The following is an 18,414-nucleotide window of genomic DNA, read 5'->3' as shown; positions in this document are numbered from 1 at the left end:
GGATGCTTATGAAAACACCATTTATCAGCCGTGAAGATTTAGAAACAATCGTTGCAGAGTTCCCGACTCCCTTTCACTTGTATGATGAGAAGGGGATTCGTGAAAAAGCAAGAGCAGTCAACCAGGCCTTTTCTTGGAACAAGGGCTTTAAGGAATATTTTGCAGTCAAGGCCACTCCAACTCCAGCCATCTTGAAAATCCTCCAAGAGGAAGGTTGTGGTGTGGACTGTTCTAGTTATGTAGAGCTCTTGATGAGCCACAAACTGGATTTCCCCGGTTCTGAGATTATGTTCTCTTCTAACAATACCCCAGACCAAGAGTACGCTTATGCGCGTGAATTGGGTGCAACCATTAACTTGGATGCCTTTGAAGACATTGAACATCTGGAGCGAGCGGCAGGCATTCCAGAAATCATCTCTTGTCGTTACAATCCAGGTGGAGTTTTTGAGCTAGGAACAGATATCATGGACAATCCTGGGGAGGCCAAGTTTGGTATGACCAAGGACCAGCTCTTTGAAGCCTTTGCGGTTTTGAAGGAAAAAGGAGTCAAGACATTTGGGATTCACTCTTTCCTAGCATCCAATACCGTCACCCATCTCTACTACCCAGAGTTGGCTCGTCAGCTTTTTGAATTAGCCGTTGAAATCAAGGAAAAGTTGGGCATTTCGCTAGACTTTATCAATCTTTCTGGCGGTATTGGTGTCAATTACCGTCCAGACCAGGAGCCAAATGACATTGCTGTGATTGGTGAAGGGGTGCGTAAGGTTTATGAGGAAGTTCTTACACCTGCAGGACTTGGTCAGGTCAAGATTTTTACTGAATTGGGCCGTTTTATGTTGGCACCTCATGGAGCTCTCGTCACAAGAGTCACTCATAAGAAAAAAACCTATCGTACCTACCTGGGCGTGGACGCCTCAGCAGTCAACCTCATGCGCCCAGCCATGTATGGAGCCTACCACCATATCACTAATCTGACTCATCCAGATGGACCTATTGAGATGGTAGACGTGGTCGGTTCACTCTGCGAAAACAATGATAAATTTGCAGTGAACCGCGAACTACCTTATACAGAAATCGGTGATTTGCTAGTGATTCATGATACAGGTGCACATGGATTCTCCATGGGTTACCAGTACAATGCCAAACTACGCTCGGCAGAAATCCTCTATACCGAAGAAGGAAAAGCCCGCCAAATCCGCCGTGCAGAGCGTCCTGAGGACTATTTCGCAACCTTATATGGTTTTGATTTTGAACCAGATCACTAAAAGGGAATGAAAATGAAAGTGAAAAACAGATTGCTTTCTAAAAAATAGACAAAAAACCTTGTTTTTCACCTTACTCGTGATATAATAAAACTATAAAACGGTTTCAAGGAAGGTGACGATATGTCTGAAGAAACAATTGACTATGGACAAGTGACAGGAATGGTGCATTCGACAGAGAGTTTTGGGGCGGTAGATGGCCCTGGGATTCGGTTTATTGTCTTTTTGCAGGGTTGTCACATGCGTTGCCAGTACTGTCATAACCCTGATACATGGGCTATGGAAACCAATAAATCACGCGAACGGACAGTAGACGATGTCTTGACAGAAGCCCTTCGCTACCGTGGTTTCTGGGGAGACAAGGGAGGAATCACTGTTAGTGGAGGAGAAGCCCTCTTACAGATTGATTTCCTAATTGCACTCTTTACCAAGGCCAAGGAAAAAGGAATCCACTGTACCTTGGACACCTGTGCCCTTCCATTCCGTAACAAGCCACGTTATCTCGAAAAGTTTAATAAACTCATGGCGGTGACAGACTTGGTTCTTCTGGATATCAAGGAAATCAACGAAGAACAGCACAAGATTGTAACCAGCCAAACCAATAAAAACATCTTGGCCTGTGCCCAGTACCTATCAGATATTGGGAAGCCTGTTTGGATTCGCCACGTGCTGGTTCCAGGTTTGACGGACAGAGATGAGGACTTGATCGAACTCGGTAAGTTTGTCAAGACCCTTAAAAACGTTGACAAGTTTGAAATCTTGCCTTATCACACGATGGGTGAGTTCAAGTGGCGTGAACTTGGAATTCCTTATTCGCTCGAAGGGGTCAAACCTCCAACAGCAGACCGTGTCAAGAATGCCAAGGAATTGATGGATACAGAAAGCTACCAAGACTACATGAAACGTGTTCATGGATAAAAAAGAAGCCTGATGGAGACATCGGGCTTTTGTGATGCATAAAAAGCCTAGCCTTTCAGCTAAGCTTTTTTCTTATTTTCTAGAATGTTGTTTACCAGCATTGCGTTTTTTATGTTTCTTATTAGTCATGATCGCAGTTGCTTGGTTTGGAGTGACATCTTTGCGTCCGCCTCCAGTTGAAAATGAGCTTGCTTTTGGTGGATTTTTAGCAAATTCTTCACGTACTTTTTGACGGAGTTTTGGACGGACAACATAGTTGACGATGAACTGTTGAAGAATCATCATGAAACCACCGACAACCCAGTAAAGTGTGACACTGGCTGGTGAGAAGAGGGAGAAGACGACGATCATGAGTGGGCTCATGTAAATCATTTTCTTGATCTGTTCTCTTTGCATTTCATCTTCTACTCCGTGAAGTGAAAGGAGCGATTGAAGATAGTAAAGGACACCTGCGCAGGCAACCAAAATCATACTTGGAGAACCTAGAGGAATTCCTAGGTAGCTTGCTTGAGCAACACCTTCAGTATGTTGGGCAGCAAAGTAGATAGCTGAGAAGAAAGGCATTTGAAGGAGGATAGGAAAACATCCTACACCACCAAACATGCTGATGCCGTGCTCTTTTTGAGCTGCAAAGAGAGCTTGTTGGGCTTCGAGTTTTTCTTCTTGAGTAGTTGCTTCTTTGAGACGTGTTTGGTGTGGCTCAAGGACGTGCTTGAGGGCGTTCATCTTTTCAGAGTGAAGCGTTGCCTTCCATGATTGGTAGATACCAAGTGGCAAGATAATCAAGCGCACGATAATGGTTACGATAATGATAGCGACACCAAAGCCTAGCCCTTTATCAGTAGCGAAGTACTTGATAGCTTCTCCCATCGGGGCACCCAAGAAATCCCAAACGGGACCAATTGGCTTACCTGTTGCTTTATCAATCTGAACGCAACCTGCCAAAACTAGCAACATAGCCACTCCCATAGCTGAGAGTGCAAAACGTTTAATAGATTTCACTGTTTTTATTCCTTCTTTAAAAATTATACCTTTCTATTCTACTGTTTTTTTACAAAATATACAATAGTTCTAGAGACCTAATTTGCGATTTTAAAGTCAGGGTAGGGAGGAAAGTTGCTTAGTTTGACATCTAAGTAGCTGACTTTTGAAAAAGGTGTGGGTCCTTTGCGGATTTCTTGGATAAATTTTGCCATGATAGCAGATGAGTCTGCTTGGGCTAAGATTTCCACTGTGCCATCGTCGTTATTCCATACCCGACCTGTGATGCCACCAATTTCAAGCGCCAAGCTGTAAACACCCCAACGAAAGCCGACTCCCTGTACCCTACCTTGGGCAATCATTCTAACCTTTTGCATACCAAACCCCTTTGATTGTGTTATAATATTTCTATGACTATTATAACCTCAAAAGCCAATTCTGTGGTAAAAAATGCCAAGAAATTACACCAAAAAAAATACCGCAAGTCTGCTTATTTGATTGAAGGCTGGCACTTGTTTGAAGAAGCTGTTCAAGCTGGAGTGAGGATTGAGAAGATTTTTGCTCTGGAAAGTTACCAAGATCAGTTAGCTGCTTTTCCTCAAACGGTCTGGGTTTCAGAGGAGATTTTGCGAGATTTAGCCGATACGCAAACCCCTCAAGGCATTGTCGCTGTTCTTCAAAAAGAAGAAGTGGGTCTGCCTGATTTTAGTCAAGGTAAGTTTCTATTTTTAGAAGATGTCCAAGATCCTGGTAATGTGGGTACCATGATTCGGACTGCGGACGCTGCAGGTTTTACAGGGGTCATTGTTTCAGATAAGTCAGCAGATATCTACAGTCTTAAGACTCTGCGTTCCATGCAAGGAAGTCATTTTCACTTGCCCATCTATCGGATGACTCCTGCTGACTTTGTAGAAGAGGCAAAGAAGAGCAATTTGCCCATTCTTGCAACGACCTTATCCAAAGAATCCAAGGACTATCGTGAGCTTTCTCCCTTAGAAAACTTTGCTTTAGTCATGGGAAATGAAGGGCAGGGGATTAGTTCTATCATGGCTGAGAGTGCTGATCAGCTGGTTCATATTGGCATGAAAGGCCGAGCAGAAAGTCTCAATGTGGCAGTTGCAGCAGGCATTTTGATGTTTTATTTCAGCTAATTTATAAAATCTTTGTTATAATCAAGACATATTTATAGAAAAAGGAGAATCAAAATGAATCAATCGATTATTCAAGAACGTTCAGGTCTCAATCAATTTTACGCTAAGGTTTACGCCTTTGTGGGACTGGGGATTGGTCTATCAGCTCTCGTGTCAGCTTTGATGTTGACAGTCTTTCAGTCCCAATTGGTCTACTTTTTAATGCATGGCCGTCTCTGGTTGATGATTGCAACTTTTGCAGAACTTGCTCTAGTCTTTGTTGCAAGTAGCATGGCTGCCAAAAATAGCCCAGCAGCTCTCCCAGTATTTTTAGTTTATTCTGTTTTAAATGGATTTACGCTCAGCTTTGTCGTAGCCTTCTATACACCTGGGACCGTCTTATCAGCCTTTGTATCCAGTGCCCTTCTCTTCTTTGTCATGGCGGCAATCGGAATTTTCACCAAGAAAGATTTGAGTGGAATGGGACGAGCTTTGATGGCGGCGCTTGTTGGTCTCATCATTGCTATGGTTGTGAATCTATTTTTAGCCAATAGTTTCTTTGACTACATGATTAGTATTGCCATGGTCTTGGTTTTCTCAGGTTTGATTGCTTGGGACAACCAAAAGATTCGCTATGTTTATGAGCAGTCACGAGGGCAAGTAGCGACAGGATGGGTCATCTCAATGGCGCTCAGCATTTACCTAGACTTCATAAACCTCTTCCTTGGCATCTTACGAATTTTTGGTCGAAACGATTAAAAATCTATAGAGTCAGTGTTCCAAAGAGCACTGACTTTTTCTTATTTACTCTTTTCTTTTCTTGGAAATAGGTGTATAATGCTTTTAACTAATTTTTGAGGAGCCGTTTATGAAGAAAAGTTTTATTCATCAGCAAGAAGAAATTTCCTTTGTGAAGAACACTTTTACCCAGTATTTGAAAGATAAACTAGAAGTCGTTGAAGTTCAGGGACCTATCTTGAGTAAGGTCGGCGATGGGATGCAGGACAACCTTTCAGGTGTTGAAAATCCAGTATCTGTGAAGGTCTTGCAAATCCCGAATGAAACCTATGAGGTCGTTCATTCACTTGCTAAATGGAAACGCCACACCTTGGCTCGTTTTGGTTTCGGTGATGGGGAAGGTTTGTTTGTCCATATGAAGGCTCTTCGCCCAGATGAAGATTCGCTAGATGCGACCCACTCTGTTTATGTAGACCAGTGGGACTGGGAAAAAGTGATTCCAAATGGAAAACGCAATATCGCCTATCTTAAAGAAACAGTTGAAAAGATTTACAAGGCTATTCGTCTGACAGAGTTAGCCGTAGAAGCTCGCTATGATATCGAATCCATCTTGCCAAAACAAATTACCTTTATCCATACAGAAGAGTTGGTAGAACGTTACCCAGACTTGACACCAAAAGAGCGTGAAAATGCAATCTGTAAAGAATTCGGTGCTGTCTTCTTGATTGGTATTGGTGGTGAGTTGCCTGACGGAAAACCTCATGACGGCCGCGCACCTGACTATGATGACTGGACAACAGAGTCTGAAAATGGCTACAAAGGATTAAATGGGGATATTCTAGTTTGGAACGAATCTCTTGGTTGTGCCTTTGAACTTTCATCAATGGGGATTCGGGTAGATGAAGATACCCTTCGCCGCCAAGTGGCTCTTACAGGAGACGAAGATCGTCTGGAGTTGGAATGGCATAAAGCCCTGCTCAACGGCCTTTTCCCATTGACAATCGGTGGGGGTATCGGACAGTCTCGGATGGCCATGTTCCTTCTTCGTAAGAAACACATCGGAGAGGTTCAGACCAGTGTTTGGCCTCAAGAAGTTCGCGATACGTACGAAAATATTTTGTAGAGAATCGAACCGCAAGGTTCGGTTTTCTTTCTCTTTTTGCCCATAATTTGGTATAATAAACGATATGAAAATCGTATCAGGAATCTACGGGGGACGACCCCTCAAGACGCTAGAAGGCAAGACGACTAGGCCGACATCGGATAAGGTGCGTGGAGCTATCTTTAACATGATAGGTCCCTATTTTGAGGGTGGTCGTGTCTTGGATCTCTATGCTGGCAGTGGCGGTCTGTCTATTGAAGCTGTGTCAAGAGGGATGTCCAGTGCTGTCTTAGTGGAACGGGAGCGAAAGGCACAAGCAGTCATCGCTGAAAATATCCAGATGACCAAGGAAGTTTCTAAATTTCAGCTCTTAAAGATGGAAGCTGACCGTGCTCTAGAGCAAGTCGGAGGGACATTTGATCTGGTCTTTTTAGACCCTCCCTATGCAAAAGAACAAATCGTTGCAGATATCGAAAAAATGGCAGAAAGAAATCTCTTCTCCCAAGAAGTCATGGTTGTCTGCGAAACCGATAAGTCTGTAGAACTACCAGAAGAAATCGCCTGCTTAGGCATCTGGAAGGAAAAAATATATGGGATTAGTAAGGTGACAGTCTATGTCAGATAAAATTGGATTATTTACAGGATCATTTGATCCGATGACAAATGGACATCTGGACATCATTGAACGTGCCAGCAAACTCTTTGATAAGCTCTATGTCGGGGTGTTCTACAATCCCCACAAACAAGGTTTTCTCCCCGTTGAAAACCGCAAACGAGCAGTTGAAAAAGCCATAGCACATTTAGAAAATGTAGAAGTCATGTCTTCTCACGACCAATTAGTTGTTGATGTTGCAAGAAGACTGGGAGCTAAAACTCTTGTCCGTGGCTTGCGAAATGCCACCGACTTGCAATATGAGTCTAGTTTTGACTACTACAATCATCAACTGGCTCCAGAAATCGAAACCATTTACCTATATAGCCGCCCAGAGCATCTTTATATTAGCTCTTCGGCCGTGAGAGAACTTCTGAAGTTTGGTCAGGAGATTCAGCAATATGTTCCAAACAGTGTTGTGGAGGAATTAGAACATGAAGAAAAAAACTAGATGGCCCTTATATGCCATCCTAGCACTAGTATTGACTTTTTTAGCCTTTGTAGTACCTTTGCCCTACTACATAGAAGTTCCAGGTGGAGCGGAAGATATTCGTCGCGTTTTGAAAGTCAATGAAACAGAGGATACGGAAGCAGGAGCTTACCAGTTTGTAACAGTCGGCATTCGACACGCAACTCTGTCGCATCTTGTCTATGCTTGGTTAACACCTTTCACAGATATTAGAAGTGCCAAGGAGACTACGGGTGGCTCTACGGATGCAGAGTTTATGCGGATCAATCAGTTCTACATGCAAACTTCTCAAAATATGGCCAAGTATCAAGGACTGAAGACAGCTGGTAAGGATATCGAACTCAAGTACTTGGGAGTTTATGTCTTAACTGTGACGGATAATTCAACTTTTAAGGGCATTCTGAATATTGCAGATACCGTGACGGCTGTTAATGACAAAACATTTGATAGTTCAAAAGACTTGGTCGACTATGTCAACTCTCAACAATTAGGGGACACGGTCAAGGTAACCTATGAAGAAGACGGAAAAGTCAAGTCTGCAGAAGGTAAAATTATCACTCTCGAAAACGGAAAAAACGGGATTGGGATTGGCTTGATTGACCGTACAGAAGTGACCAGTGACGTTCCTATTCGCTTTTCAACAGCTGGTATCGGCGGGCCAAGTGCTGGTCTTATGTTTAGTCTAGCTATTTACACCCAGATAGCAGATCCAGGACTTCGTAATGGCCGCATCGTTGCGGGAACGGGAACCATTGATCGGGACGGAAATGTTGGCGACATTGGTGGAATTGACAAAAAAGTAGTTGCAGCCTCTCGTCAGGGAGCCAACGTCTTTTTTGCTCCTGATAATCCAGTCACCGAGGAAGCAAAAAAAGCAGATCCCAATGCGAAAAGCAACTATGAAACAGCCCTAGAAGCTGCCAAAACGATCAAGACAGAGATGAAAATCGTTCCCGTTAAAACCTTGCAGGATGCGATTGATTACCTTAAAAACAACCCCTAATTCGTAGAAAAATCGAAAACTAGCGCGCAAGCGGATAAGATGGTATAATAGTCAAATGGTTCAATTATTATTCACTCTAAGTAGTCATATACTCTTTATCTATTTGAGTTTTTACCTTTTAAAGGATCTTGTGAGATGGGAAAAGGTTTTAAAAGCAACTGCTATTAACACAAAAAAAGTTCGTTTGTTGGTAGGCTTCTTTAGTATTGTAATGGGCTACATCTTGAGTTCATTCTTTATCAGTTTGTACCAACTGTGGCAAGAAGCACTTAGAGGATTATTATAAAATCAAAAGTAAAGGAAGCAACTATGGAAAAAATTGTGGTTCAAGGCGGTGATAATCGTCTGGTCGGGAGTGTGACCATCGAGGGGGCAAAGAATGCCGTCTTGCCCTTGTTGGCAGCGACTATTCTAGCAAGCAAGGGTAAGACAGTCTTGCAGAACGTCCCAATCTTGTCAGATGTTTTCACCATGAATCAAGTAGTTCGTGGTCTGAATGCCAAGGTTGACTTTGATGAGGAAGCTCATCTTGTCGAAGTCGATGCGACTGGTGACATCACAGAGGAGGCTCCTTACAAGTATGTCAGCAAGATGCGTGCATCAATCGTTGTCTTGGGCCAATCCTTGCTCGTGTAGGACATGCCAAGGTATCCATGCCAGGTGGCTGTACCATTGGGAGTCGTCCAATCGATCTCCACCTCAAGGGCTTGGAAGCTATGGGAGCTAAGATTAGCCAGACAGCTGGTTACATCGAAGCCAAGGCAGAACACTTGCATGGCGCTCATATCTATATGGACTTCCCTAGTGTCGGCGCGACACAAAACCTGATGATGGCAGCGACGTTAGCTGATGGTGTGACTGTTATTGAAAATGCTGCGCGTGAGCCGGAAATTGTTGACCTTGCTATCCTTCTTAATGAAATGGGAGCCAAGGTCAAGGGAGCTGGTATTGAAACAATTACAGTGACTGGTGTCGAGGAACTCCATGGAACAACTCATAATGTGGTACAGGACCGTATTGAAGCTGGAACCTTTATGGTGGCGGCAGCCATGACTGGCGGTGATGTCCTCATTCGAGATGCAGTCTGGGAGCATAATCGTCCCTTGATTGCTAAACTCCTTGAAATGGGAGTTGAGGTGACGGAGGAGTCGGAAGGCATTCGTGTCCGTTCTCAACTGGAAAATCTTAAAGCTGTTCATGTAAAAACCTTGCCACATCCAGGATTTCCGACAGATATGCAGGCACAATTTACAGCTCTGATGACAGTCGCAAAAGGGGAATCCACCATGGTGGAAACGGTGTTTGAGAATCGCTTCCAACACTTAGAGGAAATGCGCCGTATGGGCTTGCATTCAGAGATTATCCGTGACACGGCTCGTATTGTTGGGGGACAGGCTTTACAGGGGGCTGAAGTTCTTTCAACGGATCTTCGCGCTAGTGCTGCCTTGATTTTGACAGGTCTGGTAGCGCAGGGAGAAACAGTTGTCGGTAAGTTAGTCCACCTTGATAGAGGTTGCTACCGTTTCCATGAGAAATTGGCTCAGCTAGGAGCGAAGATTCAGCGAATCGAGGCAAATGATGAAGAAGAATAAAAACTTACGCTATGTACTCCGTCGTTTACTGTTGATTTTTATCGTCCTACTGCTTGGCTTTCTGGCTTTAGGAATCGGCTTGATGGTTGGCTATGGTATTCTAGGAAAGGGACAGGATCCATGGGCTATATTGTCTCCAGCAAAGTGGCAGGAATTGATTAGCAAATTTACAGGAAATTAGACTGGGAGACCAGTCTTTTTCTAAAGAAATAAGGAGAAAAATGGACAAAAAAACAAGACAAGCTCTGATAGGGTTACTTCTATTCTTACTCTTGGCTGCTGGAAGCTATTACATCAAGCAGATGCAGACAGCGCCAAACACCCCTAGAACCAAGGTTAGTCAGAAAAAACAAGCTTCAGAAGCTCCCGGTCAGGAGCTAGCTGAAAGTGTCTTAACTGAGTCAATCAAAAACCAAATCAAGGGTGATCTTGAGTGGAATGGAGCAGGGGCCTTCATTGTCAATGGCAATAAAACCAATCTAGATGCCAAGGTTTCCAGCAAACCCTATGCGGATAATAAAACAAAGATAGTTGGAAAAGAAACAGTCCCAACTGTTGCCAATGCCATCTTATCCAAAGCGACTCGGCAGTATAAAAATCGTGAAGAAACAGGCAACGGCTCAACCTCCTGGACGCCACCAGGATGGCATCAGGTCAAGAATCTAAAGGGAGTCTATACACATGCAGTTGATAGAGGACACCTGCTGGGCTATGCCTTGATAGGTGGTTTGGACGGTTTTGATGCCTCTACCAGCAACCCCAAGAACATTGCAGTCCAGACAGCTTGGGCCAACCAAGCACAGGCTGAGGATTCGACAGGTCAGAACTACTATGAGAGTTTGGTCAGAAAAGCCTTGGACCAAAATAAGAGGGTCCGTTATCGCGTGACGCTCCACTATGCGACAAATGAGGACCTAGTTCCATCCGCTTCACAAATCGAAGCCAAGTCTTCAGATGGCGAATTGGAATTCAATGTCCTAATCCCCAATGTTCAAAAGGGAATCCAGCTTGATTACCAAACGGGTCAAGTAACAGTGACGGATTAGAAACAATAGATACAATAAAAATAGCTCCTTTGTCTTCTAGAGGCAGGGGAGTTGTTCTTTAAATGAAAAATAATGTGAATCCTGATGGATTTTATGATATAATGGAACACAAGATACTATTTTAGGAGAAGGACTATGGAAGACCCGAGCAGTCAGAATTTGTTGCTACAGTTTGTATTGTTATTTATCTTGACCCTGTTAAATGCTTTTTTCTCAGCCACTGAAATGGCGATGGTGTCACTAAACCGTTCCCGAGTGGAGCAAAAGGCAGAAGAGGGAGACAAACGTTACATTCGTTTGTTAAAGGTACTTGAAAATCCTAACCACTTTTTATCAACCATTCAAGTCGGTATCACCTTGATCACGATCTTGTCAGGGGCAAAATTGGCAGATACACTTGGACAAGTAATTGCCTCTTGGATGGGGAATGGAGAAACAACTTATGCCATTGCAAGTTTCCTCTCTTTGGCATTCTTGACCTACATCTCTATTGTTTTTGGTGAACTCTATCCTAAACGGATTGCCCTTAATCTAAAAGATGCCTTAGCCATTCGCTCTGTTCCGATTATCATTGGGCTTGGGAAGATTGTCAGTCCCTTTGTCTGGTTGTTATCTGCTTCAACCAATCTCTTGAGTCGTTTAACGCCAATGACCTTTGATGATGCGGATGAAAAAATGACTCGAGATGAAATTGAGTACATGTTGACCAAAAGTGAGGAAACTTTGGATGCAGACGAAATCGAGATGTTACAAGGGATTTTCTCTCTAGATGAGCTGATGGCGAGAGAAGTCATGGTTCCTCGGACGGATGCCTTTATGGTGGATATTCAGGATGATAGTCAAACCATTATCCAAAGTATTCTAAAGCAAAATTTCTCACGTATCCCTGTTTATGATGGGGATAAGGACAATGTGATTGGTTTGATTCATACCAAGCGTTTGCTAAACGCTGCCTATGCAGATGGCTTTGAAAATATTGTCTGGAAGAAGATCTTACAAGATCCACTCTTTGTTCCTGAAACTATTTTTGTGGATGACTTGCTAAAAGAATTGCGAAATACCCAAAGACAAATGGCCATTTTGCTCGATGAATATGGTGGTATGGCTGGTTTGGTAACTCTGGAAGATCTTTTAGAAGAGATTGTCGGTGAGATTGATGACGAGACCGATAGGGCAGAAATCGAAGTCCATCAAATCGGTGAGGACACCTATATTGTACAGGGAACCATGAATCTTAACGACTTCAATAACTACTTTGGTGTCGAACTAGAAAGCGATGATGTGGATACCATCGCCGGTTATTATTTGACGGGTGTTGGTACGATTCCAACAACTGAAAAAATCAGTTATGAACTGGTCAGTCAAAACAAGCAAATCGTCCTGACCAACGATAAGGTGAAAAATGGACGTGTTACCAAGGTAAAAGTTCAAATCACAGAACTAGAACTTGAAGAAGAAACAGAATAAAGCAGTGACTTGAGTCACTGCTTTTTGTAAATCTAGATGGTAGGTTCAGTTATACCCCATTTATTAGGAATAATAAAAAAGCCCGGTTTTACGAGCTTTTCATTTGGTTAATTCCTGTTAATTCAGGTACTGAAAGGCGGTAGACGGATTTGAACCGACGATCAAGCTTTTGCAGAGCCGTGCCTTACCACTTGGCTATACCGCCTCAACGTTTATTATTATACCTTGAAAATCATTTCCCGTCAATAGTTTCTTATTCTAAAATCCAATTTAAGAAAACAGATGATGATTGAGGAAGTGAGAAAAATCTTGTAAAAATCCCGTTCTAAAGAGGGTCAGACTAGAAAATATTTCTTGCAGAAACAAACAAAGAATGTAGAAATTTTGACAAATAGAAGTTTTTTGAGGAAATGCGCCTAAATATTCTGAAAATTCGTTTACTTTTTAAAAAATATATGTTATAATTTCCAATAAGCCTAAATTTTTCAAGAGGAGTTAAAAACATGAAAAAAAGTAGAGTATTTGTTGCAGCAGGAGTTGCTTTATTAGCGGCAGGAGTACTAGCTGCTTGTGGTTCTTCAAAATCATCTGATTCAACAGCGCCAAAAAATTATGGCTATGTTTATTCAGCTGACCCAGAAACGTTGGATTACCTCATTTCAGGGAAACAAAGTACTAAGATTGCCACTTCAAATGGTATCGATGGTCTCTTCACAAACGACAAGTATGGGAATCTAGTCCCTGCAGTTGCAGAAGACTGGTCCGTTTCAAAAGACGGTTTGACTTATACCTACAAGATTCGTAAAGGTGTTAAATGGATGACATCAGATGGTGAAGAGTATGCTGAAGTAACAGCCAAAGACTTTGTAAATGGCTTGAAACACGCAGCTGATAAAAAATCAGAAGCAATTTACCTAGCAGAAAATTCTGTTAAAGGATTGTCTGATTATTTAGCAGGTAATACAAAAGACTTTTCTTCAGTAGGTGTGAAAGCAGTTGATGATTATACTCTTGAGTATACTTTGAACCAACCAGAACCATACTGGAACTCTAAGATGGCCTACGCAATCTTCTGGCCATTGAACGAAGAATTTGAAAAATCAAAAGGATCTGACTTTGCTAAAGCGACTGACCCTACATCATTGCTTTACAATGGTCCGTTCTTACTGAAAGGTTTGACTGCTAAGTCTTCTATTGAGTTCGCTAAGAATGAAAATTACTGGGACAAAGATAATGTTCACATTGATAAAGTAACCCTTGCTTACTATGATGGTTCAGACCAAGAGTCAATTGAACGTAACTTTACAAGTGGAGCTTATAGCTATGCCCGTCTTTATCCAACAAGTTCAAACTACTCTAAAGTAGAAGAAACCTACAAGGAAAATATCTTCTACACCCCATCAGGACCTGGTATTGGTGGTTTGGGTGTGAATATTGACCGCCAAGGTTACAAATACACTTCTAAGACAACTGACGAAGAGAAGACTTCTACTAAGAAAGCCCTTCTTAACAAGGACTTCCGTCAAGCCTTGAACTTTGCCTTTGACCGTACGTCTTATTCAGCTCAAGTAAATGGTAAAGAAGGTGCTCCTCGTGCCGTTCGTAACCTCTTTGTAAAACCTGACTTTGTCTCTGCAGGTGAAAAAACTTTTGGTGACTTGGTAACTGAAAAGATGGCTGCTTACGGTGATGAGTGGAAGAATGTAAACTTTGCGGATGGTCAAGATGGACTCTTCAACGCCGATAAAGCTAAAGCTGAATTTGCCAAAGCCAAAACAGCATTGGAAGCAGAAGGTGTAAAATTCCCTATCCATTTGGATGTTCCAGTAGACCAAACAGCTAAAAACTATATCGCACGTATTCAATCCTTCAAACAATCCGTTGAAACAGTGCTTGGAGAGGGCAATGTAGTCATCGATATCCAACAAGTTTCTAAAGATGAGTTTAATAATATTACCTACTATGCGGCGAATGCAGCAGCAGAAGACTGGGATCTCTCAGGTGCCGTTGGATGGAACCCTGACTATGAAGATCCATCAACTTACCTTGATATCTTGAAGACAACGAATGCTGAACAAACAAAAACATACATGGGTTACGAAGGTGCAGATAATGCTGCAGCAGCTCAAGTTGGTTTGAAAGAATACGATAAGCTAGTTGATGAAGCTGCTAAAGAAACCAACGACTTGAATGTTCGTTATGAAAAATACGCGGCTGCTCAAGCTTGGTTGACAGATAGCTCACTCATCTTGCCAGCTATGTCATCAACTGGTGCTGCACCATTCATTTCTCGTGTTGTACCATTCACAGCATCATACAGCCAATCTGGAGATAAGGGCTCAGACGTATACTTCAAGTATATTCAGTTACAAGACAAGGTTGTAACAAAAGCTGACTATGAACAAGCTCGTGAAAAATGGCTCAAAGAGAAAAAAGAATCAAACGAAAAAGTTCAAAAAGAATTGGCTAATCACGTTAAATAAATAACTCTCAAGAGAACTTTCTCTCCATGAGGAGAAGGTTCTTTTGGGATTTTAAAAGGAAACGATATGAAGAAATATATTTTTATGCGTGTATTACGTTCATTGTTGTCCATTTTCTTGGTGACAACCTTGACCTACACAATTATCTATACGATGGTTCCTCGAAAATTGATTTTCAAGCAGGATACCAACTATAACAAGATTGCAACGACGCCGGACAAGCGGGATAATTATGAAAATACCGTTTATGAACGGATGGGCTATATCGAGTACTACGATACCAAAGAGTTGCAAGAAAGAGCGAGCACAATGGACTCATCTGTAACAGTGGATGCCAATGATACCAATAAGGCAATCTACGAAAAATACATCAACCAACTAGGAAATGGTTGGACACTTGGTGTGTTCTCAGAAAGTGGTCAATTCTATGCTACGCGTGAAATTCCGATTTTTGAACGTGTTTTCAAATTCTATGCGAACTTGATTGATATTGATCATCCAAACAAAATTCAAGACCCTGAAAATCCAAACTTGCAACGTTATCTTCGTTTTGAAAATGACCCTGCTATCGGTTGGTCATTGGTTGGTTCAGGTACAAAACACAAATACCTTTTGTATTTCAACAATCAATTCCCATTTGTACACCAAAACTTTGTGAACATTAACTTGGGAGATTCTTACCCAACTTATGCAAACACACCAGTGCTTCAAGTTATCACACAAGGTCAGGGACAAACTAAGACATCAGAAGTTCAATTCCCTACAGGTAAAAAGACTTCATCTGTAGATATTTACTCTCGTACTTACAAATCTCCAAGTCAAGCAGATGCGCGTGAAGTAGCCAACTATGGTAAAGACGATCCATATACAGCTACAGAAAGCAATTATCAATATCCTTCAATGATTGCAAGCTCAGCGGTTGCTGGTTTGATTGGTTTGATTATTTCGTATGCGATTGCGATTCCACTTGGATCTGCTATGGCTCGCCACAAGAATACTTGGATTGATAGCTTCTCGACAGGTGCTCTAACCTTCTTGCTTGCCCTTCCAACGATTGCCTTGGTTTATATCGTGCGCTTGATTGGATCATCTATCGGTCTGCCAGATTCATTTCCTATCTTGGGAGCAGGGGACTGGCGTTCATATGTCTTGCCAGCAGTCATTCTAGGTTTGCTGGGTGCACCAAGTACAGCTATCTGGATTCGTCGTTACATGATCGACTTGCAATCTCAGGACTTCGTACGTTTTGCTCGTGCAAAAGGTTTGTCTGAAAAAGAAATTTCAAATAAACACATCTTTAAAAATGCCATGGTTCCTTTGGTTTCAGGTATTCCTGGTGCCGTAATCGGAGTTATCGGTGGTGCAACATTGACAGAAACGGTCTTCGCTTTCCCAGGTATGGGTAAAATGTTGATTGACTCTGTTAAGGCATCAAACAACTCAATGGTAGTTGGTCTTGTCTTCATCTTCACATGTATTTCTATCTTCTCACTCTTTGTAGGTGATATCTGGATGACCATGCTTGACCCACGTATTAAATTGACAGAGAAAGGAGGCAAATAATGTCAACAATCGATAAAGAAAAATTTCAGTTCGTAAAACGTGACGATTTTGCCTCTGAAACAATTGATGCTCCTGCCTATTCATACTGGGGTTCTGTATTTAGACAATTTCTAAAGAAAAAATCAACCGTCTTTATGCTAGGAATTTTGGTTGCTATTATCTTGATGAGCTTTATTTACCCAATGTTCTCAGATTTTGACTTCAACGATGTAAGTAAGGTCAATGACTTCTCTGCTCGTTTTATCAAGCCCAATGCTGAACATTGGTTTGGTACAGATAGCAATGGTAAATCCTTGTTTGACGGGGTTTGGTTTGGTGCGCGTAACTCTATCCTCATCTCTGTAATTGCAACTTTTATCAACCTTGTAATTGGGGTTATTGTTGGTGGAATTTGGGGAATTTCAAAATCCGTTGACCGTGTCATGATGGAAGTTTATAACATTATTTCAAACATTCCATCTCTCTTGATTGTCATTGTCTTGACTTACTCAATCGGTGCTGGTTTCTGGAATTTGATTTTTGCAATGAGTGTGACAACTTGGATTGGGATTGCTTATATGATTCGTATCCAAATCATGCGTTACCGTGACTTGGAATACAACCTTGCTTCTCAAACACTTGGAACACCAACCTTTAAAATCATCGTTAAAAACATCATGCCACAATTGGTATCTGTTATTGTTTCTACAATGACCTTGATGTTGCCAAGCTTCATCTCTTATGAAGCCTTCCTTTCCTTCTTTGGATTGGGATTGCCTGTAACAGTGCCAAGTTTGGGACGTTTGATCTCAGATTACTCACAAAACGTTACGACCAACGCTTACTTATTCTGGATTCCGTTGACAACCTTGATCTTGGTATCCCTATCTCTTTTCGTTGTTGGTCAAAATCTAGCGGATGCTAGTGATCCACGTACACATAGATAGGAGTAGACATGATAAAAGGAAAAAATGTAATTTTGACTGCTCGTGATATTGTCGTGGAATTTGACGTTCGTGACAAAGTTCTGACGGCTATCCGAGGAGTTTCTCTGGACCTGATCGAAGGAGAAGTTCTTGCCTTGGTAGGTGAGTCCGGTTCTGGTAAATCTGTTTTAACAAAAACCTTTACAGGGATGTTGGAAGACAATGGACGTATTGCTCAAGGAAGCATCGACTATCGTGGACAAGACTTGACCGCTCTTACTTCTAACAAGGAATGGGAGAAGATTCGTGGTGCTAAAATTGCGACCATCTTCCAAGATCCTATGACAAGTTTGGACCCAATCAATACAATCGGTAGCCAAATCACTGAAGTTATCGTTAAACACCAAGGGAAAACAGCTAAGGAAGCCAAAGAGATGGCAATCGACTATATGAACAAGGTCGGAATCCCAGATGCTGAAAAACGTTTTGAAGAGTATCCTTTCCAATATTCTGGAGGGATGCGCCAACGTATCGTTATTGCGATTGCCCTTGCCTGTCGTCCAGATATCTTGATCTGTGACGAGCCAACAACGGCTCTTGATGTAACCATTCAAGCACAAATCATTGATTTGCTTAAAACTTTACAGAACGAGTACCACTTTACCATTGTCTTTATCACCCATGACCTTGGTGTGGTAGCAAGTATTGCCGATAAGGTAGCGGTTATGTATGCTGGAGAAATTGTAGAATACGGTACTGTTGAGGAAGTTTTCTACGACCCACGTCATCCATATACTTGGAGTCTCTTGTCTAGCTTGCCTCAGCTTGCTGATGATAAAGGGGAATTGTACTCTATCCCAGGAACACCACCGTCTCTTTATACTGAGTTGAAAGGTGATGCCTTTGCCCTTCGTTCAGATTATGCGATGCAAATTGACTTTGAACAGAAAGCACCTCAGTTTTCAGTCACTGATACTCACTGGGCTAAGACTTGGTTGCTTCATGAGAATGCTCCTAAAGTTGAAAAACCTGGGGTCATCGCAGATTTGCATGACAAAATTCGTGATAAAATGGGCTTTGCTCATCTAGAAGACTAGGAGGAA

General features: G+C 42.1%; 18 protein-coding genes, 1 tRNA gene and 1 pseudogene. 17 read left to right on the top strand and 3 right to left on the bottom strand.

Annotated elements, in window-relative coordinates:
* The first annotated feature begins 8 nt into the window (after positions 1-8).
* Positions 9-1,265, top strand: coding sequence for a diaminopimelate decarboxylase (locus ACIY19_RS04555; RefSeq protein WP_409002797.1), 1,257 nt, complete (start codon positions 9-11; stop codon positions 1,263-1,265).
* Between the two features lie 120 nt (positions 1,266-1,385).
* Positions 1,386-2,180 carry a pyruvate formate-lyase-activating protein gene (gene pflA, locus ACIY19_RS04550; RefSeq protein ID WP_001288281.1) on the top strand — a complete coding sequence of 265 codons (795 nt, stop codon included), beginning with the start codon at positions 1,386-1,388 and terminating at the stop codon, positions 2,178-2,180.
* A gap of 72 nt (positions 2,181-2,252) precedes the next feature.
* Here pflA and yidC read toward each other — a convergent pair whose 3' ends face one another.
* On the bottom strand, positions 2,253-3,182 hold the full coding sequence (gene yidC, locus ACIY19_RS04545; RefSeq protein WP_409002796.1) for a membrane protein insertase YidC: 930 nt from the start codon (positions 3,180-3,182) through the stop codon (positions 2,253-2,255).
* Positions 3,183-3,259: 77 nt separating this feature from the next.
* Complete coding sequence (locus ACIY19_RS04540; protein ID WP_001174612.1) at positions 3,260-3,538, bottom strand: acylphosphatase; 279 nt, start codon at positions 3,536-3,538, stop codon at positions 3,260-3,262.
* Positions 3,539-3,571: 33 nt separating this feature from the next.
* On the opposite strand from ACIY19_RS04540, the gene ACIY19_RS04535 reads away from it, so the two are divergent.
* The 11 genes and pseudogenes from ACIY19_RS04535 to ACIY19_RS04485 all read left to right on the top strand — a co-directional run bounded on the left by ACIY19_RS04535 (position 3,572) and on the right by ACIY19_RS04485 (position 12,360).
* Positions 3,572-4,312: a TrmH family RNA methyltransferase gene (locus ACIY19_RS04535; RefSeq protein WP_409002795.1), complete on the top strand. Its 741-nt coding sequence runs from the start codon at positions 3,572-3,574 to the stop codon at positions 4,310-4,312.
* A gap of 54 nt (positions 4,313-4,366) precedes the next feature.
* Positions 4,367-5,050 carry a Bax inhibitor-1/YccA family protein gene (locus ACIY19_RS04530; protein WP_409002794.1) on the top strand — a complete coding sequence of 228 codons (684 nt, stop codon included), beginning with the start codon at positions 4,367-4,369 and terminating at the stop codon, positions 5,048-5,050.
* Between the two features lie 109 nt (positions 5,051-5,159).
* Entirely contained in the window at positions 5,160-6,152 is a 993-nt protein-coding gene (asnA, locus tag ACIY19_RS04525) for an aspartate--ammonia ligase (RefSeq protein WP_049537752.1), read from the top strand.
* A 64-nt stretch (positions 6,153-6,216) separates the two neighbouring features.
* Complete coding sequence (gene rsmD / locus ACIY19_RS04520; protein ID WP_125441574.1) at positions 6,217-6,756, top strand: 16S rRNA (guanine(966)-N(2))-methyltransferase RsmD; 540 nt, start codon at positions 6,217-6,219, stop codon at positions 6,754-6,756.
* Positions 6,746-7,234 (top strand): pantetheine-phosphate adenylyltransferase, encoded by a 489-nt coding sequence (gene coaD, locus ACIY19_RS04515; RefSeq protein WP_409002793.1) that lies wholly within the window; start codon positions 6,746-6,748, stop codon positions 7,232-7,234. Before rsmD ends, coaD begins: the two co-directional genes overlap by 11 nt.
* Positions 7,218-8,255 (top strand): SepM family pheromone-processing serine protease, encoded by a 1,038-nt coding sequence (locus tag ACIY19_RS04510; RefSeq protein WP_409002792.1) that lies wholly within the window; start codon positions 7,218-7,220, stop codon positions 8,253-8,255. The genes coaD and ACIY19_RS04510 overlap by 17 nt, the downstream gene beginning before the upstream one ends.
* A gap of 55 nt (positions 8,256-8,310) precedes the next feature.
* On the top strand, positions 8,311-8,541 hold the full coding sequence (locus ACIY19_RS04505) for a DUF1146 family protein (RefSeq protein WP_409002791.1): 231 nt from the start codon (positions 8,311-8,313) through the stop codon (positions 8,539-8,541).
* Positions 8,542-8,564: 23 nt separating this feature from the next.
* Positions 8,565-9,847: pseudogene (murA, locus tag ACIY19_RS04500) on the top strand (UDP-N-acetylglucosamine 1-carboxyvinyltransferase).
* A complete protein-coding gene (locus ACIY19_RS04495; RefSeq protein ID WP_000739701.1) occupies positions 9,834-10,028 on the top strand; it encodes a DNA-directed RNA polymerase subunit beta in 195 nt (64 codons plus the stop codon). The pseudogene murA and the gene ACIY19_RS04495 overlap by 14 nt, the downstream one beginning before the upstream one ends.
* Positions 10,029-10,068: 40 nt before the next feature.
* On the top strand, positions 10,069-10,893 hold the full coding sequence (locus tag ACIY19_RS04490; protein WP_084881324.1) for a DNA/RNA non-specific endonuclease: 825 nt from the start codon (positions 10,069-10,071) through the stop codon (positions 10,891-10,893).
* A gap of 135 nt (positions 10,894-11,028) precedes the next feature.
* On the top strand, positions 11,029-12,360 hold the full coding sequence (locus tag ACIY19_RS04485) for a hemolysin family protein (RefSeq protein WP_084944893.1): 1,332 nt from the start codon (positions 11,029-11,031) through the stop codon (positions 12,358-12,360).
* Between the two features lie 134 nt (positions 12,361-12,494).
* On the opposite strand, the gene ACIY19_RS04480 is transcribed toward ACIY19_RS04485, so the two are convergent.
* A tRNA-Cys gene (locus ACIY19_RS04480) sits at positions 12,495-12,565 on the bottom strand.
* Between the two features lie 298 nt (positions 12,566-12,863).
* On the opposite strand from ACIY19_RS04480, the gene ACIY19_RS04475 reads away from it, so the two are divergent.
* The 4 genes from ACIY19_RS04475 (at position 12,864) to ACIY19_RS04460 (ending at position 18,408) form a co-directional block, all read left to right on the top strand.
* Positions 12,864-14,843: a peptide ABC transporter substrate-binding protein gene (locus tag ACIY19_RS04475; RefSeq protein ID WP_044020208.1), complete on the top strand. Its 1,980-nt coding sequence runs from the start codon at positions 12,864-12,866 to the stop codon at positions 14,841-14,843.
* Positions 14,844-14,909: 66 nt separating this feature from the next.
* Positions 14,910-16,406, top strand: coding sequence for an ABC transporter permease (locus ACIY19_RS04470; RefSeq protein WP_000759891.1), 1,497 nt, complete (start codon positions 14,910-14,912; stop codon positions 16,404-16,406).
* On the top strand, positions 16,406-17,332 hold the full coding sequence (gene oppC / locus ACIY19_RS04465) for an oligopeptide ABC transporter permease OppC (RefSeq protein ID WP_000103692.1): 927 nt from the start codon (positions 16,406-16,408) through the stop codon (positions 17,330-17,332). The genes ACIY19_RS04470 and oppC overlap by 1 nt, the downstream gene beginning before the upstream one ends.
* Before the next feature lie 8 nt (positions 17,333-17,340).
* Positions 17,341-18,408 carry an ABC transporter ATP-binding protein gene (locus ACIY19_RS04460; RefSeq protein WP_409002790.1) on the top strand — a complete coding sequence of 356 codons (1,068 nt, stop codon included), beginning with the start codon at positions 17,341-17,343 and terminating at the stop codon, positions 18,406-18,408.
* Positions 18,409-18,414: the final 6 nt, after the last annotated feature.

The organism is Streptococcus sp. ST14 (assembly GCF_046098195.1).
Taxonomy (GTDB): Bacteria; Bacillota; Bacilli; order Lactobacillales; family Streptococcaceae; genus Streptococcus.
Note: the sequence above shows the minus strand (reverse complement) of the source record. Positions and strands in the feature narration are given on the sequence as shown.